The following is a 14,442-nucleotide window of genomic DNA, read 5'->3' as shown; positions in this document are numbered from 1 at the left end:
CCAGCTCCCACAGAATCTCCGCTGCTCACACAATCCCTGTGGGAGCGGGCTTGCCCGCGATGAGGCCAGTCTGTGCACTGCAAAACTCAGATCAGACCACCGCCGCCCGCCGCTGCACGAAGCGGTCGACATATTCGTCCGCCGGCGAGTGCAGGATCTCTTTCGGCGTGCCGACCTGGATCAGGCGGCCGTCCTTGAGGATCGCGATGCGGTTGCCGATGCGCACGGCCTCGTCGAGGTCGTGGGTGATGAAGACGATGGTCTTGTGCAGGGTCTTTTGCAGCTCCAGCAACTGGTCCTGCATCTCGGCGCGGATCAGCGGATCCAGCGCACTGAACGCTTCGTCCATCAGGATGATGTCGGTGTCCGCCGCCAATGCCCGGGCCAGACCCACACGCTGGCGCATGCCGCCGGAGAGCTGGTGCGGGTATTTGTTTTCGTAGCCCTTGAGGCCCACGGTGTTGATCCAGTGCAACGCACGTTCGGCGCACAGCTGCTTGCTCTCGCCGCGCACTTTCAGGCCGTAGGCGACGTTGTCGAGGACGGTCTTGTGCGGCAGCAGGCCGAAGCTCTGGAACACCATGCTGATCTTGTGCCGGCGAAATTCGCGCAGGGCTTCCATGTCGTATTGCAGGATGTCCACGCCGTCCACCAGGATCGCGCCGCTGGTCGGGTCGATCAGGCGGTTGAAGTGGCGCACCAGCGTCGATTTTCCGGAGCCGGACAGGCCCATGATCACGAAGATCTCGCCGGTACCGATGCTCAGGGACAAGTCGTTGACCCCGACCACGCAACCGGTTTCGTTCAGCACCTGATCCTTGGTCTTGCCCTGGCCGACCATCGCCAGGGCGTCCTTGGCGCGGTTGCCGAAAATCTTGAAGACGTTTTTGACTTCGATCTTGCTCACGGTTGCGTTGCTCATTTGCTCACCTCATGCCGTGGCCGACCATACGCCTGGGTAATGCGGTCGATGACCACTGCGAGAATCACGATCGCCAGACCGGCTTCCAGGCCACGTCCGACGTTGAGGGTCTGAATGCCCACCAGCACATCTTCACCCAGGCCACGGGCGCCGATCATCGAGGCGATCACCACCATCGACAGGGCCATCATGGTGGTCTGGTTGATCCCGGCCATGATGCTCGGCAGGGCCAGCGGCAGTTGCACGCCGAACAGTTGCTGCCAGCGGTTGGCGCCGAAGGCGTTGATCGCTTCCATCACTTCACCATCGACCTGGCGGATGCCCAGATCGGTCAGGCGGATCAGCGGCGGCGCGGCGTAGATCACGGTGGCGAAAATCGCCGGCACCTTGCCCAGGCCGAACAGCATCAGCACCGGAATCAGGTACACGAAGCTGGGCATGGTCTGCATGATGTCGAGCAGCGGCATCAGCACCGAACGCAGGCGATTGCTGCGCGCCGAGAGAATCCCCAGCGGTACGCCGATCAGCACCGAAATGACCGTCGCCACCATCATCAGCGCGAGGGTCTGCATCAACTTGTCCCACAGGCCGACGGCGCCGACCAGGAACAACAGACCGACGATCACGGCGGTGGTCACGACTTTGCGCGTCGCATGCCAGGCCACGACGCCGACGATGGCCAGCATCAACCACCACGGCGCGGCGCGCAGCAGGCCTTCAAGATTGACGATGGCCCACAGCAGGGTGTCGGAGATATGGCGGAACACATCGCCGTAGTTGGTGACCAGCGCATCGACCCAACCGTTGACCCAGTCGGCGATGGAAAAGGTAAAGCTTTCGGGAAACATAAGCGGCTCTCAATCAGGAAACTCAATCAAGCGATTGCGGCGAACACCCCGGCCAGCCTCTCGGTTGGCCGGGAGGAATTCGACCTACAGCGCCGCGTCGATTTTCTTGGCAGCGTCTTCACTCACCCACGCATGCCAGACTTCAGGATGTTCCTTGAGGAAGATTTTCGCCAGTTTTGGCGACTCGATACGTTCCTTCGCCATGCGGCCCAGGTTCTGGTTCAGCAGGTCGATCGGCAGGTTGACCTTTTCCAGCACGGCCACCAGTTCCGGCGCTTGCTCGTGGAAGGTCTTGGACAGACCGACCTTGATGGTCACGGTCTTGTCGACGCCCGGTTTCTCTTCCAGTTTCACTGCGTCGATCTGGCCCATCAGCGGGGTTGGCGACCAGTAGTAGAACAGGATCGGCTCGCCACGCTTGTAGCTCGACAGCACCGCCGCATCCAGCGCCGGACCTGTGCCCGGGCGGAAGTTGGTGTAGCTGTTTTCCAGGCCGTAGCTTTTCAGCATTTCGCTGTTGTCCAGCTCGCAGGTCCAGCCGGCCGGGCAGTTGTAGAAGCGGCCTTTGGAAGGCTCTTCGGCGTCCTTGAAGACAGCAGCGTATTTGCCCAGGTCGGCAATGTTTTTCAGGTCCGGCGCCTTGGCTTCGAGTTTGCGCTTGGCGTCGCCTTCGATCACGTAGCGCGGTACGTACCAGCCTTCGATCGCACCCACCACCGGGGCGCCGACACCGACGACCTTGCCGGCCTTCTCGGCCTTGTTCCAGACCTCGCTGCGGCCGACCCATTCTTCGGCAAAGATCTGGATGTCGTTGCTGCTCAGGGCGTTTTCCATGGTGATGGAATTGCCTGGCAGGCTGTCGGTCTTGCAGTCGTAACCTTTCTCCAGCACCACTTGCAGAACGTCGGTCAGCAGCATGCCGCTTTCCCAGTTCAGGCCGGCGAATTTCACCGGTTTGCCGGACTCGCACCAGCCAGCGGCCTGGGTCGCGCCGGCGCTGGCCAGCAGGCCCATGGAAAGCAAGGTGGTCAGCAGGGTCTTGTTCGATTTCATTGTTGTGACGCTCCTAATCATGAATTGGCTTACGGCAGTCAAGAGGCATCCAGCCCTGTCCACGTCCAAATCAGGCCTGCGCCGCAGCGCGACCGGCCCCGCTTGTTTTAGGTTGTACAACGCTGTCCTGCTCGACGGGCAGAATCAGTCGATCGGGTACGGTGCCGTGCCATTTTTTCGCGCAGACGTAGTACAGCGCTGCGGGCAGCACGAGACCGATGATCCACGAAATATCCACATCCCCCAGGGCCGCTACCAATGGACCGGTATAGAACTTGGTGGAAATGAACGGCAGTTGCACCAGCACCCCGAACACGTAAACGCTGATACCGAGGATGTTCCAGCGGCCGTAGCGACCGTTCGGATCCGCCAGCGCCGGTACGTCATAGCGCTCGCGGGTGATGCAGTAGTAGTCCACTAGGTTGATCGCGCTCCACGGCGTGAAAAACGCCAGCAGGAACAGGATGAAGGACTTGAACGCACCGAGGAATGAATGCTGGCCGAGCAGCGCGATCAGGGTCGCCGCGCCGACGATCACCAGCACGAACACCAGACGCTGCATGCGGGTAACCGTCAGGTGGCCACGGAAGCCGCTGATGATGGTCGCGATGCACATGAAGCTGCCGTAGGAGTTCAGGGTGGAGATGGTGACCTTGCCGAACGCGATGCTGAAATACAGCAGCGCGGCGGTGGCACCGGTCCCGCCCAGACCGACGATGTAAGCGACTTCATGACCGGCGAATTGCCCGTTGGCCGAAGCGGCCGCGAACACACCGAGGATCATCGCCACCTGCGCACCAATTACCGAACCGGCACCGGCGGCGAAGAAGGTTTTCACCGAAGACACCTTGCTCGGCAGGTAACGCGAGTAGTCCGCCACGTACGGGCCGAAAGCGATCTGCCAGGAGGCCGCGAGCGACACCGCCAGCAGGAAACTGCTCCAGCTGAAGTGACGGATTTCCAGAAGTGCGCCGACGTCCACCTGACTCATCAGACGGCTGAACAGGTAAACGAAAGCAATCACGCCAATGGCACTGGCGATGCGGCCGATCCAGTGAATCACCCGATAGCCGAGCACCGTGACCACCACGATGACGCTGGCGAAAAGCAGGATGCCGACGGTGTCGCTGACCCCGAACAACTGGCCCAGCGCCTGACCGGACAACACAGTCCCGGTGGCGGTGAAGCCGAGGTACATCAGGCACACCAGCACGATCGGAATCGCCGCGCCGTAAACGCCGAACTGCACCCGGCTGGAAATCATCTGCGGCAGGCCAAGCTTCGGCCCTTGCGCCGCGTGCAGCGCCATCACCCCGCCGCCCAGCAGTTGACCGATCAGCAGACCGATCAACGACCAGAACACATCGCCGCCCAGCACCACGGCCAGGGCCCCGGTGACAATCGCGGTGATTTGCAGGTTGGCACCCATCCACAGGGTGAACTGACTGAACAGACGACCGTGTCTTTCCGCTTCCGGGATATAGTCGATCGAACGCCTTTCGATCAACGGTTTACTGCCTGCACGATCGGTGTTGCCCGCCATGATTCAACCTCTGTGGATTGTTCTGGTTATTGTTGTTGTGGCCCTGCGGGAGCGAGGGTGCCCGCTCCCGCAGATGTTCACTTGCCGGTGATCATCGGCAGGTTCAGCCCTTGTTCCTTGGCGCAGTCGATGGCGATCTGGTAACCGGCATCGGCGTGACGCATGACGCCGGTGCCCGGGTCGTTGTGCAGCACGCGAGCGATACGCTCGGCCGCTTCGTCAGTACCGTCGCAGACAATCACCATGCCCGAGTGCTGGGAGAAGCCCATGCCGACGCCGCCGCCGTGGTGCAGGGAAACCCAGGTCGCGCCGCTCGCGGTGTTCAGCAGCGCGTTGAGCAGCGGCCAGTCGGAGACTGCATCGGAGCCGTCCTGCATCGATTCGGTTTCGCGGTTCGGGCTGGAGACCGAGCCGGAGTCGAGGTGGTCGCGACCGATCACGATCGGTGCCGACAGCTCGCCGCTGCGGACCATTTCGTTGAACGCCAGACCGAGCTTGGCGCGCAGGCCCAGGCCAACCCAGCAGATACGCGCCGGCAGACCCTGGAAGCTGATGCGCTCGCGGGCCATGTCCAGCCAGTTGTGCAGGTGGGCGTCATCCGGGATCAGCTCTTTGACTTTGGCGTCGGTCTTGTAGATGTCCTGCGGGTCACCGGACAGCGCAGCCCAGCGGAACGGGCCGATGCCACGGCAGAACAGTGGACGGATGTAGGCCGGTACGAAGCCAGGGAAATCGAATGCGTTTTCGACGCCTTCTTCCTGAGCCATCTGACGGATGTTGTTGCCGTAGTCAAAGGTCGGCACGCCCATTTTCTGGAAGTCGAGCATGGCTTTGACGTGGACGGCCATTGATTGCTTGGCGGCCTTGACCACAGCAGCTGGCTCGGTCTTGGCGCGGGCGCGGTATTCGTCCCAGGTCCAGCCGGCCGGCAGGTAACCGTTGAGCGGATCGTGGGCGCTGGTCTGGTCGGTGACCATGTCCGGGCGCACGCCGCGCTTGACCAGTTCCGGAAGGATTTCAGCGGCGTTACCGCACAGGGCGATGGAAACGGCCTTGCCTTCGGAGGTGTATTTGGCGATGCGGGCCAGCGCGTCGTCGAGGTCTTTGGCCTGCTCGTCGACGTAACGGGTCTTGAGGCGGAAATCGATGCTGATCTGCTGGCATTCGATGTTCAGCGAGCAGGCACCGGCGAGGGTCGCTGCCAGTGGCTGGGCGCCGCCCATGCCACCGAGGCCGGCGGTCAGGACCCACTTGCCGGTGAGGTTGTCGTTGTAGTGCTGGCGACCGGCTTCAACGAAGGTTTCGTAGGTGCCCTGGACGATGCCTTGGCTGCCGATGTAGATCCAGCTGCCGGCGGTCATCTGGCCGTACATGGCCAGGCCTTTGGCGTCGAGTTCGTTGAAGTGTTCCCAGGTCGCCCAGTGTGGCACCAGGTTGGAGTTGGCGATCAGTACGCGCGGGGCGTTGCTGTGGGTCTTGAACACGCCGACCGGCTTGCCCGATTGCACCAGCAGGGTTTCGTCTTCGTTGAGGTTGGTCAGGCTCTCGACGATCTTGTCGTAGCACTCCCAGTTACGCGCAGCGCGACCGATGCCACCGTAGACCACCAGCTCTTTCGGATTCTCGGCGACTTCCGGGTCGAGGTTGTTCATCAGCATGCGCAGCGGCGCTTCGGTCAGCCAGCTCTTGGCGGTCAGCTTGTTGCCGCGGGCGGCACGGATTTCGACGTCACGAAACTTAGTGGTTTTGTTGTCAGTCACGAAAAAGACTCCTCAGCGATCAATTCAAACCAACCCTGGCAGTGGGCAAGCAGCCTGTGCGCATCAGTGCGCGACAAGCGAATCAGTGGACGCTGCGGAGAGTCTCGATCGACTCATACGCATACGTCTTTACTTGTACATACAAGCATATGCAATCAAGCGGCCAACTTGTTGGAGGGTCGTTCAACAAAAATCCCGGACAGGGCTGGAAAGCGCCTGAATCAAGGGCTCTGGCATTCATGAAATTTTTCGCGGGGTGGATTGAGGGTAGCGAGAGGTTGTTACGAAAGCGTGGTTTTGCGCCACACTGGGGCGTTAGGTAACAAGTTGGTGCGCATTTCGGGAACGTCGGGACGAAAAAAAACCGCTGCGTTCAAAGCAGCGGTTTTTGATCGTTCCCACACAGAGCGTGTGAAGGAATCAGCGTGAGGACAGTTCGATCACGCAGCAGCCGGCATTGACGGCAATCTCGGTCAGCCCGGTGTTACCGTCCAGTTGCAGGCAGTCATGGCGGCCGAGTTGCGAGGCGCTGTCACCGACCGTGACCTCCAGCAGTTCACTGACGCTGAAGACCAGCACGGTGCTCGCCGAACTGAAAAACCGCTGTTCGCCGTCCAGCCATTGCAGGCGTGCGCTGTAACGCTGGGGTGAGTAGATCAGGTTGAAGTCGCGGATTGCGCCACCGAGCAAGGTGCAGGACACCTGGCTCTCGCCGCTGAAGGCAAACGGGTCGAGGGGTAACAACGGCCGGGTATCGTCGCCATCGACACACAGGGTCATGCCGTCGCCCTGCAATACCGTGATCACTCGCTGGTAACCGGCGAAGGTCGAAAAGCCGCCGGATTCGGCGATGTCGGCAATCGACAGACGCCAGCCAAAACCGTCGAGACCGGCGCCGGCGTCACGGGTGATTTCCTCGGTGCTGCCGCCGCCGTTTTTCCACGGCATGCGCGGGTAGCCTTCGGCGCGTAATACCTTCAACTCTTTCATTTATGAAACCGACCTTCCAGACGATGACGAGAACCGGGGTGGATCAGGCGCGCCGCCGTCACCGGCTGACGACCCGACCACGTACGACGGCGGATCAGCAGGCACGGCTCGCCTTTTTCGATCTGCAGCAATTTGCATTCGGACGCTTCGGCAAGGATCGCTTCGACCACGTGCTCGCCTTCGGTCAGCGGCGCGACCTGGTTCAGATAGGCGTAAGGCGTTTGCAGGGTGAAGTCCTGCTTGAGGTATTCCGGGGCGACCAGCGCGTTGACGAAGCGGTCTTCGATCTGCACCGGAATGTCGTTTTCGTAATGCACGATCAGCGAGTGAAAGACCTTCTGCCCTTCGCGCATGTCCAGCGCCAGCGCGCGCTCGGAACCGGCGGCCTCTTCTTCCAGGGTGATTACCTGACAGGTGTGGCGATGGCCACGGGAGGCGATTTCGTCCGCGATGTTGTGCACTTCGAACAGCGCGGACTGGCTCTTCGGCTCAGCAACGAAAGTGCCGACGCCTTGCATGCGTACCAGCAGGCCGTCGGCGGTCATTTCCCGCAGCGCGCGGTTGATGGTCATGCGGCTGAAACCCAACTGGCTGACCAGCTCGCTTTCCGACGGCACGCGGTAATGCGGCGGCCAGTTACCGCTGTCGATCTGCTGGGTGATCATCTGTTTGACGCGGGCGTACAAGGGCGCCGGACTGTCGCCCATGTTCGCGGCCAACGGGGAGACTGGAGGCGGAGTCGGCACGGTGGATCCCTGTTCATTGGATGAAAGTTGCTAGCTTGCCGGAGTTTACCGGGCAGGCAAACGTCTGTATATGTATATACAAATAACACACGATGGGGTGCTGAACCATGTCCGCCTTCTTTGCCGAACGCGCGCTGCTGCCTAACGGATGGGCCAACAATGTACGTCTCGAGGTCAGCGCCGATGGCGTGCTGACCCGAATCCAGGCCGATTCCACTGCAGACGGCGCCGAGCGGTTGAGCGGTCCGCTGCTGCCGGGGATGCCGAATCTGCACTCCCACGCGTTTCAGCGAGCGATGGCCGGACTTGCAGAAGTGGCCGGCAATCCCAACGACAGTTTCTGGACCTGGCGCGATCTGATGTACCGGCTCGTCGGAAAAATCAGCCCCGACCAGCTCGGTGTGATTGCCCGTCAGCTGTACATCGAAATGCTCAAGGCCGGTTACACCTCGGTCGCCGAATTCCATTATGTCCACCACGATCACAACGGCCAGCCTTACGCCGACCCGGCCGAACTGGCGTTACGCATCAGCCAGGCGGCCAGCTCGGCCGGCATCGGCCTGACCTTGCTGCCCGTGCTCTACAGCCACAGCGGTTTCGGCGGCCAGACCCCGAACGAAGGCCAGCGCCGCTTCATCAACAGCACCGAAAATTACCTGAAGCTGCAATCGCGTCTGCAACCCCTGCTGGCGCAGCAAAAGGCGCAGTCGCTGGGCCTGTGCTTCCACTCGTTGCGCGCGGTCACGCCGCAGCAGATCAGCGAAGTGCTGGCGGCCAGCGACCAGCAATGCCCGGTGCACATCCACATCGCCGAGCAGCAGAAGGAAGTCGATGACTGCCTGAGCTGGAGCGGTCGTCGTCCGCTGCAATGGCTGTACGAAAACACCGAAGTCGATCAGCGCTGGTGCCTGGTGCACGCGACCCACGCCAATCCGGAAGAAGTCACGCTGATGGCCAAAAGTCGCGCCATCGCCGGCCTGTGCCTGACCACCGAGGCCAACCTCGGCGACGGGATTTTCCCGGCGGTGGATTTCATCGCTCAGGGCGGGCGCATGGGAATTGGTTCCGACAGCCATGTGTCGTTGAGCGTGGTGGAAGAACTGCGCTGGCTGGAATACGGCCAGCGTCTGCGCGATCAGCGGCGCAATCGCTTGTATGGCGCGGATCAGCCGATGGTCGGCCGTACGCTGTATGACGCGGCGCTGGACGGTGGCGCTCAGGCGCTGGGCCAGCCGATCGGCGCGCTGGAAGTCGGCAAGCGGGCCGACTGGATTGTGCTCGATGGCAGCGATCCCTATCTGGCCACGGCCAGCGGTGACGGGATTCTCAATCGCTGGCTGTTTGCCGGTGGCGATCGCCAGGTGCGCGACGTGCTGGTCAACGGTCAGTGGGTCGTGCGCGAGGGGCGACATGCCGGGGAAGAGGACAGCAATCGCGCCTTTACCCAGGTCCTGCGAGACCTTTTGGGCTGACACAAAAAAACCTGTGGGATTGTCCTCCACAGGTTTTTTTCACCTCTGTTACTGATCGTTCCCACGCTCTGCGTGGGAATGCAGCCCGGGACGCTCCGCGTCCCAAAAGCGGACGCAGAGCGTCCATTGAGGCATTCCCACGCGGAGCGTGGGAACGATCAGAACAGGAGAAGTCAGTTGGACGTCTTGGCCATCTGCTGATCCGAAGTACGCCAGATCAGGCGCGTGGTGTCATAACCCTGCTGACGCGCCTTGCTCAGCAGTTCCTCACGCACCACACCGTTGACGGTCGGCGTGCGGGACAACAGCCACAGGTAGCGACGACTCGGGTCGCCCACGAGGGCGGTCTTGTAGTCATCGCTGACGTACAGCACCCAGTATTGACCCTTCGCCACACCCGGAATCAGACGCGAGAACCAGGTATCAAATTCGACCCACAGCTTGTCGGTCTTGCCCGGCACCTGTGGATAAGCCGTGCCTTTGACTTCTTCCCACTTCCAGTCTGCCGTCAGACAGCGGTTGTACACCGCGATATTACCGTCGGGCTTGAGGGAGTAACGGGCTTCTGATTGCGCGCAATTGCGCTGGAAATACATCGGCAGACGCGCCAGTTCGTACCAGGTGCCCTGGTAACGCTTGAGATTGACACTGTTGACCGTCTTCGGCGCCAGCGGATCTTCACCGGACGTGGCGCAGCCGGCCAATACCAGGCCGGCCAAAAGGACAAGCAATAACCGCTTCATTGTTTTTCTCCCGTGGGCGCGTAGCCCCGGTTTACTTCAGGCCTTGGCCGGAAAACATCAGCACTTTGTCACCGGCGTACTGCACGCTGATAAAGCTGTTCTTGTCGCCCCAGGTGCAACTGGACATGCCGAGCGCGCCCGAGCAATCGGTGGGCTTGCCAAGCAGCGTCTCCACTTCGGCCTTGGCCATGCCGGCCGAGAGCTTCGAATAGTTTTCCTGATTGACCTTGCTGCATGCGGCCAACAGCACGCAAAACGATAGCAGGGCGATAGATCGCAGCGACATGGTGTAACTCCTGGAACGGAAGGGGGATGGCATGGCGCCAACCAGAAGCTTAGAAGAGAAAACCCCTGTCTGGTTCCCTGGGAGACTGGCTATTTGTTAGCCCGCTCGTCCGGCTTTCGCCGGTAAATCAGACAGTTTGTAAGGCTATCGAGCATTTCGTCGCTTTTAGCAAAAAGCGCCTAATCTTTGGCGCGCGGCGGTCGAAATAAGAGCAGCGCAAAGCCCCAGAGTGTGGCAAATTGCCGCCCTTTCTTGACCAGCCCCTTCGCGGTAGCTCACTTAATGACCAGAAACATGAAATTCAGCCACAAGATCTTGTTGGCTGCCGCCCTCGTGGTGGCCGTTGCGTTCGCCTGTTTCATTTTGTTCAACGACTATCGCCAGCGCGAAGCCCTGCAAAGCAGCACCGAAGCGTCGATGCAGGAACTGGGCAGCCTGACCACCAGCAACATCCAGACCTGGCTGGAAAGCCGCATCCAGTTGCTGCAATCGATGGCGCAACAGGTTGTCGCCGACGGCAACGCCCCGGCCAGCCTGAAACGCATCATCGACCTGCCCGCCTACACCGGCAATTTCCAGCTCAGCTACTTCGGCGGCGCCGACGGCGTGATGTTCTCGGTCCCGGCCGGCAACCGCGCGCCGGATTACGATCCGCGCGCCCGTGGCTGGTACAAGGCAGCCAACGCTGCGCAACAGACCATCGTCACCGAACCGTACATCGCCGCCTCGTCGGGCAAACTGGTGATCACCGTCGCCACCCCGGTGCAGCGCCAGGGCCAGATGATCGGTGTGGCCGGCGCCGACATTGACCTGTCGAGCGTCAGTGCGATCATCAACTCGCTGAACTTCGGCGGCCATGGTCACGCCTTCATCGTCGGTGCCGACGGCAAAATCCTGATCCACCCGGACAGCAAGCTGGTGCTCAAGACCCTGGCCGAGGCCTACCCCAACGGCGCGCCGAAAGTCAGCCCGGGTCTGAAAGAAGTCGAGTTCGACGGCAAGACCCAACTGATCTCCTTCACCCGCGTCAACGGCGTGCCGTCGGCCGACTGGTACGTGGCGCTGGTGCTGGACAAGGACACCGCGTTCTCGATGCTCAGCGAATTTCGCACCTCGGCGCTGATCGCCATGGTCATTGCGGTAGTGATCATCATCGCGCTGCTCGGCATGCTGATCCGCGTGCTGATGCAGCCGCTGCTGACCATGGGCCGCGCCATGCACGACATCGCCGAAGGCGAAGGTGACCTGACCAAACGCCTGACCATCCACGGCCACGATGAATTTGGTGCGCTGGGGCTGTCGTTCAACCGTTTCGTCGAGCGCATCCACACCTCGATCCGCGAAGTCTCCTCGGCCACCGGCCAGGTCAACGAAGTCGCCCTGCGCGTGGTCGCGGCGTCCAACTCGTCGATGTTCAACTCCGACCAGCAGGCCTCGCGCACCAACAGCGTGGCCGCCGCGATCAACCAGCTCGGCGCCGCCGCCCAGGAAATCGCCCAGAACGCTGCCCTCGCCTCGCAACACTCAAGCGACGCGCGCAGCCTGGCCGAAGACGGCCAGCAGGTTGTGGATAAAACCATCCACGCGATGCAGCAGCTGTCGGCGAAGATCAGCGACTCCTGCGGCAACATCGAAACCCTGAACAGCAACACCGTGAACATCGGGCAGATTCTGGAAGTGATCACCAGCATCTCCCAGCAGACCAACCTGCTGGCGCTCAACGCCGCCATCGAAGCGGCCCGTGCCGGTGAAGCCGGTCGCGGATTCGCCGTGGTCGCCGACGAAGTGCGCAACCTGGCACACCGCACCCAGGATTCGGCGCAGCAAGTGCAGAAGATGATTGAAGAGCTGCAAGTCGGCGCGCGTCAGGCGGTCGGCATCATGACCGAGAGCCAGCGTGAGAGCGAAAGCAGCGTCGGCATCGCCAACCAGGCCGGCGAACGTCTGGGCAGCGTGACCCAGCGCATCGGCGAGATCGACGGCATGAACCAGTCGGTGGCGACGGCGACGGAAGAGCAGACGGCGGTGGTGGAGTCGATCAACGTGGATATCAACGAGATCAACACGCTGAACCAGGAAGGCGTGGAGAACTTGCAGGCGACTTTGCGGGCTTGTGCGGATCTTGAGCAGCAGGCTGCTCGGCTGAAGCAGTTGGTGGGTAGCTTCAGAATCTGAAGATCAAGAGCTTACCCCCTCATCGGAACGCCGCCCGCCCATCCCTCTCCCCCAAGGGGGCGAGGGGAAAGGGAGCCGATCTCTGTCGCTTTCCAGACCTGAGTTCAACTCGGTATTTCAAGTCAGCGTAACTCGAACATGCAACTCGGTCAGTCCCCTCTCCCTCCGGGAGAGGGTTAGGGTGAGGGCTGGTTTTTCAGGTTGCCGAAAATCGCCCTAAAACCGCGAACCCGGCTCTTTCAAAAACTTCAGTTCCTCAACCGTAGACTCCCGCCCCAACACCGCATTGCGATGCGGAAACCGTCCAAACCGCGCAATCACCTTCTGATGCCGCTCGGCATAATCCAGGTTGTCGGCAAACACCCCGCGCTCCGCTTCCGGCTGTTCCGCCACCAGTTCGATGAATCGCGAGACCGCTTCATTCTGCACCGCGAGGTTTTCGCAGTGTTCGAAGACGAGGTAGATGAAGAGTCGCTGGATCGGTTTCAACTGCCGATCGAAGTCTGCAGCAATCCCCTGGGCAACCAGTTTCTGGGCCCGTAGATCACCGGAAAAAGCCTTGGGCGTATCGCGAAAGATCATTCGCGGGAGTTGGTCGAGCAACAGCACCACCGCCAGCCAACCATCGGGACGTTGCGTCCACTCGGTCAATTCGCCAGCGAGGGCCTGATCGACAAAGACCCCGAAACGCTCACGCGCTTCGAGGTCCTGGCTGTCTTTCTTGCCGAACCACAACCCGCCCTGTTGCGCCGAAACTTCACTGGCTGATTCGGCATGACCGAACCACCAATCGAGCAACGGCTGCCAGGGCGCGGTCATGGTTTATTCCTTGTGGTAAGCCGTGGCGCGGGCGACTTCTTCTTTCGAGCCGAGGAACACTGCTACGCGCTGGTGCAGGCCTTCAGGCTTGATGTCGAGGATGCGCTGGTGACCGTCGGTGGAAGCGCCGCCCGCCTGTTCCACGAGGAACGACATCGGGTTGGCTTCGTACATCAGACGCAGTTTGCCCGGCTTGGACGGCTCGCGGCTGTCGCGCGGGTACATGAACAGACCGCCACGGGTCAGGATGCGGTGTACGTCGGCAACCATCGCCGCGACCCAACGCATGTTGTAGTTCTTCTTCAGCGGGCCCTCTTCACCGGCCAGCAGTTCCGAAACGTAGCGCTGTACCGGGGCTTCCCAGTGACGCTGGTTGGACATGTTGATGGCGAATTCCTGGGTGGATTCAGGAATGGTGATGTCTTCGTGGGTCAGCACGAAGCTGCCCATTTCGCGGTCCAGGGTGAAGCCTTTGACACCGTGGCCCAGGGTCAGCACCAGCATGGTTTGCGGGCCGTAGATCGCATAACCGGCGGCAACCTGCTGAGTGCCTGGCTGCAGGAAGGCCTTTTCATCCAGCGCTTCGTTCTGGCTCAGGTATTCGTTCGGGCAACGCAGCACGGAGAAGATAGTGCCGACCGGGGCGTTGATGTCGATGTTCGACGAACCGTCCAGCGGGTCGAATACCAGCAGGTAGGCGCCTTTCGGGTATTTGCCCGGGATCTGGTAGGCGTTGTCCATTTCTTCGGACGCCATGCCGGCCAGGTGACCGCCCCACTCGTTGGCTTCGAGCAGGATTTCGTTCGACAGCACGTCGAGCTTCTTCTGCACTTCGCCTTGCACGTTTTCCGTGCCCATGCTGCCCAGAACACCGCCCAGGGCGCCTTTGGACACGGCGTGGCTGATCTCTTTACAGGCACGCGCCACCACTTCGATCAGGAAGCGCAGATCGGCAGGAGTGTTGTTGCTGCGGGTCTGCTCAATCAAATAGCGACTCAGGGTAACGCGGGACATGGACGGCTCCGGTGGAATGGGGGGCTAAAAACCCGCGCAGTTTACAGGGAGTCTGAAACCGTAGCGAGCAA

13 protein-coding genes are annotated in these 14,442 nt (G+C 61.2%); 2 read left to right on the top strand and 11 right to left on the bottom strand.

Going from position 1 to position 14,442, the window contains the following annotated elements; genetic code table 11:
* Nucleotides 1-91: 91 nt before the first annotated feature.
* The 7 genes from GQX66_RS11160 to hutC all read right to left on the bottom strand — a co-directional run bounded on the left by GQX66_RS11160 (nt 92) and on the right by hutC (nt 7,823).
* Nucleotides 92-922: a glycine betaine/L-proline ABC transporter ATP-binding protein gene (locus GQX66_RS11160; protein ID WP_052266509.1), complete on the bottom strand. Its 831-nt coding sequence runs from the start codon at nt 920-922 to the stop codon at nt 92-94.
* The gene (locus GQX66_RS11155) at nt 919-1,770 is read right to left on the bottom strand and encodes a proline/glycine betaine ABC transporter permease (RefSeq protein ID WP_007952475.1); all 852 of its coding nucleotides are present in this window, start codon (nt 1,768-1,770) and stop codon (nt 919-921) included. Before GQX66_RS11155 ends, GQX66_RS11160 begins: the two co-directional genes overlap by 4 nt.
* A gap of 84 nt (nt 1,771-1,854) precedes the next feature.
* Nucleotides 1,855-2,823, bottom strand: coding sequence for an ABC transporter substrate-binding protein (locus GQX66_RS11150; RefSeq protein ID WP_230734829.1), 969 nt, complete (start codon nt 2,821-2,823; stop codon nt 1,855-1,857).
* Between the two features lie 70 nt (nt 2,824-2,893).
* Entirely contained in the window at nt 2,894-4,366 is a 1,473-nt protein-coding gene (locus GQX66_RS11145) for a cytosine permease (RefSeq protein ID WP_074689534.1), read from the bottom strand.
* Between the two features lie 77 nt (nt 4,367-4,443).
* Nucleotides 4,444-6,126, bottom strand: a complete 1,683-nt coding sequence (gene hutU / locus GQX66_RS11140; protein ID WP_039764719.1) for a urocanate hydratase — start codon at nt 6,124-6,126, stop codon at nt 4,444-4,446.
* A 420-nt stretch (nt 6,127-6,546) separates the two neighbouring features.
* Nucleotides 6,547-7,116 carry a HutD family protein gene (locus GQX66_RS11135; RefSeq protein ID WP_085746393.1) on the bottom strand — a complete coding sequence of 190 codons (570 nt, stop codon included), beginning with the start codon at nt 7,114-7,116 and terminating at the stop codon, nt 6,547-6,549.
* Nucleotides 7,113-7,823 carry a histidine utilization repressor gene (gene hutC, locus GQX66_RS11130; protein WP_170844914.1) on the bottom strand — a complete coding sequence of 237 codons (711 nt, stop codon included), beginning with the start codon at nt 7,821-7,823 and terminating at the stop codon, nt 7,113-7,115. Before hutC ends, GQX66_RS11135 begins: the two co-directional genes overlap by 4 nt.
* 146 nt (nt 7,824-7,969) lie before the next feature.
* On the opposite strand from hutC, the gene GQX66_RS11125 reads away from it, so the two are divergent.
* Nucleotides 7,970-9,334: a formimidoylglutamate deiminase gene (locus tag GQX66_RS11125; RefSeq protein ID WP_236187867.1), complete on the top strand. Its 1,365-nt coding sequence runs from the start codon at nt 7,970-7,972 to the stop codon at nt 9,332-9,334.
* 173 nt (nt 9,335-9,507) lie between these two features.
* Here GQX66_RS11125 and GQX66_RS11120 read toward each other — a convergent pair whose 3' ends face one another.
* The gene (locus GQX66_RS11120) at nt 9,508-10,077 is read right to left on the bottom strand and encodes a lipocalin family protein (protein WP_102687875.1); all 570 of its coding nucleotides are present in this window, start codon (nt 10,075-10,077) and stop codon (nt 9,508-9,510) included.
* 31 nt (nt 10,078-10,108) lie between these two features.
* Nucleotides 10,109-10,363, bottom strand: coding sequence for a hypothetical protein (locus GQX66_RS11115; RefSeq protein WP_007952486.1), 255 nt, complete (start codon nt 10,361-10,363; stop codon nt 10,109-10,111).
* A 282-nt stretch (nt 10,364-10,645) separates the two neighbouring features.
* Between GQX66_RS11115 and GQX66_RS11110 the strand changes: the two genes are divergently transcribed.
* The gene (locus GQX66_RS11110) at nt 10,646-12,538 is read left to right on the top strand and encodes a methyl-accepting chemotaxis protein (protein WP_203546252.1); all 1,893 of its coding nucleotides are present in this window, start codon (nt 10,646-10,648) and stop codon (nt 12,536-12,538) included.
* A 216-nt stretch (nt 12,539-12,754) separates the two neighbouring features.
* Here the strand turns inward: GQX66_RS11110 and GQX66_RS11105 are convergent, their stop codons facing one another.
* Together GQX66_RS11105 and GQX66_RS11100 are read right to left on the bottom strand one after the other, a co-directional pair.
* A complete protein-coding gene (locus GQX66_RS11105) occupies nt 12,755-13,357 on the bottom strand; it encodes a DUF924 family protein (protein ID WP_240868914.1) in 603 nt (200 codons plus the stop codon).
* Nucleotides 13,358-13,360: 3 nt separating this feature from the next.
* Complete coding sequence (locus GQX66_RS11100) at nt 13,361-14,371, bottom strand: class 1 fructose-bisphosphatase (RefSeq protein ID WP_007952492.1); 1,011 nt, start codon at nt 14,369-14,371, stop codon at nt 13,361-13,363.
* Nucleotides 14,372-14,442: the final 71 nt, after the last annotated feature.

Source organism: Pseudomonas sp. B707, from assembly GCF_022496685.1.
GTDB lineage: Bacteria > Pseudomonadota > Gammaproteobacteria > Pseudomonadales > Pseudomonadaceae > Aquipseudomonas > Aquipseudomonas paraglycinae.
The sequence above is the reverse complement of the archived record's forward strand: the minus strand, read 5'-3'. Positions and strand labels throughout refer to the sequence as shown.

Excerpts from the sequence above, each read along its gene's own strand:
- GQX66_RS11160 (WP_052266509.1), bottom strand. The coding sequence starts at position 922 with ATGAGCAACGCAACCGTGAGCAAGATCGAAGTCAAAAACGTCTTCAAG.
- GQX66_RS11155 (WP_007952475.1), bottom strand. The coding sequence starts at position 1,770 with ATGTTTCCCGAAAGCTTTACCTTTTCCATCGCCGACTGGGTCAACGGT.
- GQX66_RS11150 (WP_230734829.1), bottom strand. The coding sequence starts at position 2,823 with ATGAAATCGAACAAGACCCTGCTGACCACCTTGCTTTCCATGGGCCTG.
- GQX66_RS11145 (WP_074689534.1), bottom strand. The coding sequence starts at position 4,366 with ATGGCGGGCAACACCGATCGTGCAGGCAGTAAACCGTTGATCGAAAGG.
- GQX66_RS11135 (WP_085746393.1), bottom strand. The coding sequence starts at position 7,116 with ATGAAAGAGTTGAAGGTATTACGCGCCGAAGGCTACCCGCGCATGCCG.
- hutC (WP_170844914.1), bottom strand. The coding sequence starts at position 7,823 with ATGGGCGACAGTCCGGCGCCCTTGTACGCCCGCGTCAAACAGATGATC.
- GQX66_RS11125 (WP_236187867.1), top strand. The coding sequence starts at position 7,970 with ATGTCCGCCTTCTTTGCCGAACGCGCGCTGCTGCCTAACGGATGGGCC.
- GQX66_RS11120 (WP_102687875.1), bottom strand. The coding sequence starts at position 10,077 with ATGAAGCGGTTATTGCTTGTCCTTTTGGCCGGCCTGGTATTGGCCGGC.
- GQX66_RS11115 (WP_007952486.1), bottom strand. The coding sequence starts at position 10,363 with ATGTCGCTGCGATCTATCGCCCTGCTATCGTTTTGCGTGCTGTTGGCC.
- GQX66_RS11110 (WP_203546252.1), top strand. The coding sequence starts at position 10,646 with ATGACCAGAAACATGAAATTCAGCCACAAGATCTTGTTGGCTGCCGCC.
- GQX66_RS11105 (WP_240868914.1), bottom strand. The coding sequence starts at position 13,357 with ATGACCGCGCCCTGGCAGCCGTTGCTCGATTGGTGGTTCGGTCATGCC.
- GQX66_RS11100 (WP_007952492.1), bottom strand. The coding sequence starts at position 14,371 with ATGTCCCGCGTTACCCTGAGTCGCTATTTGATTGAGCAGACCCGCAGC.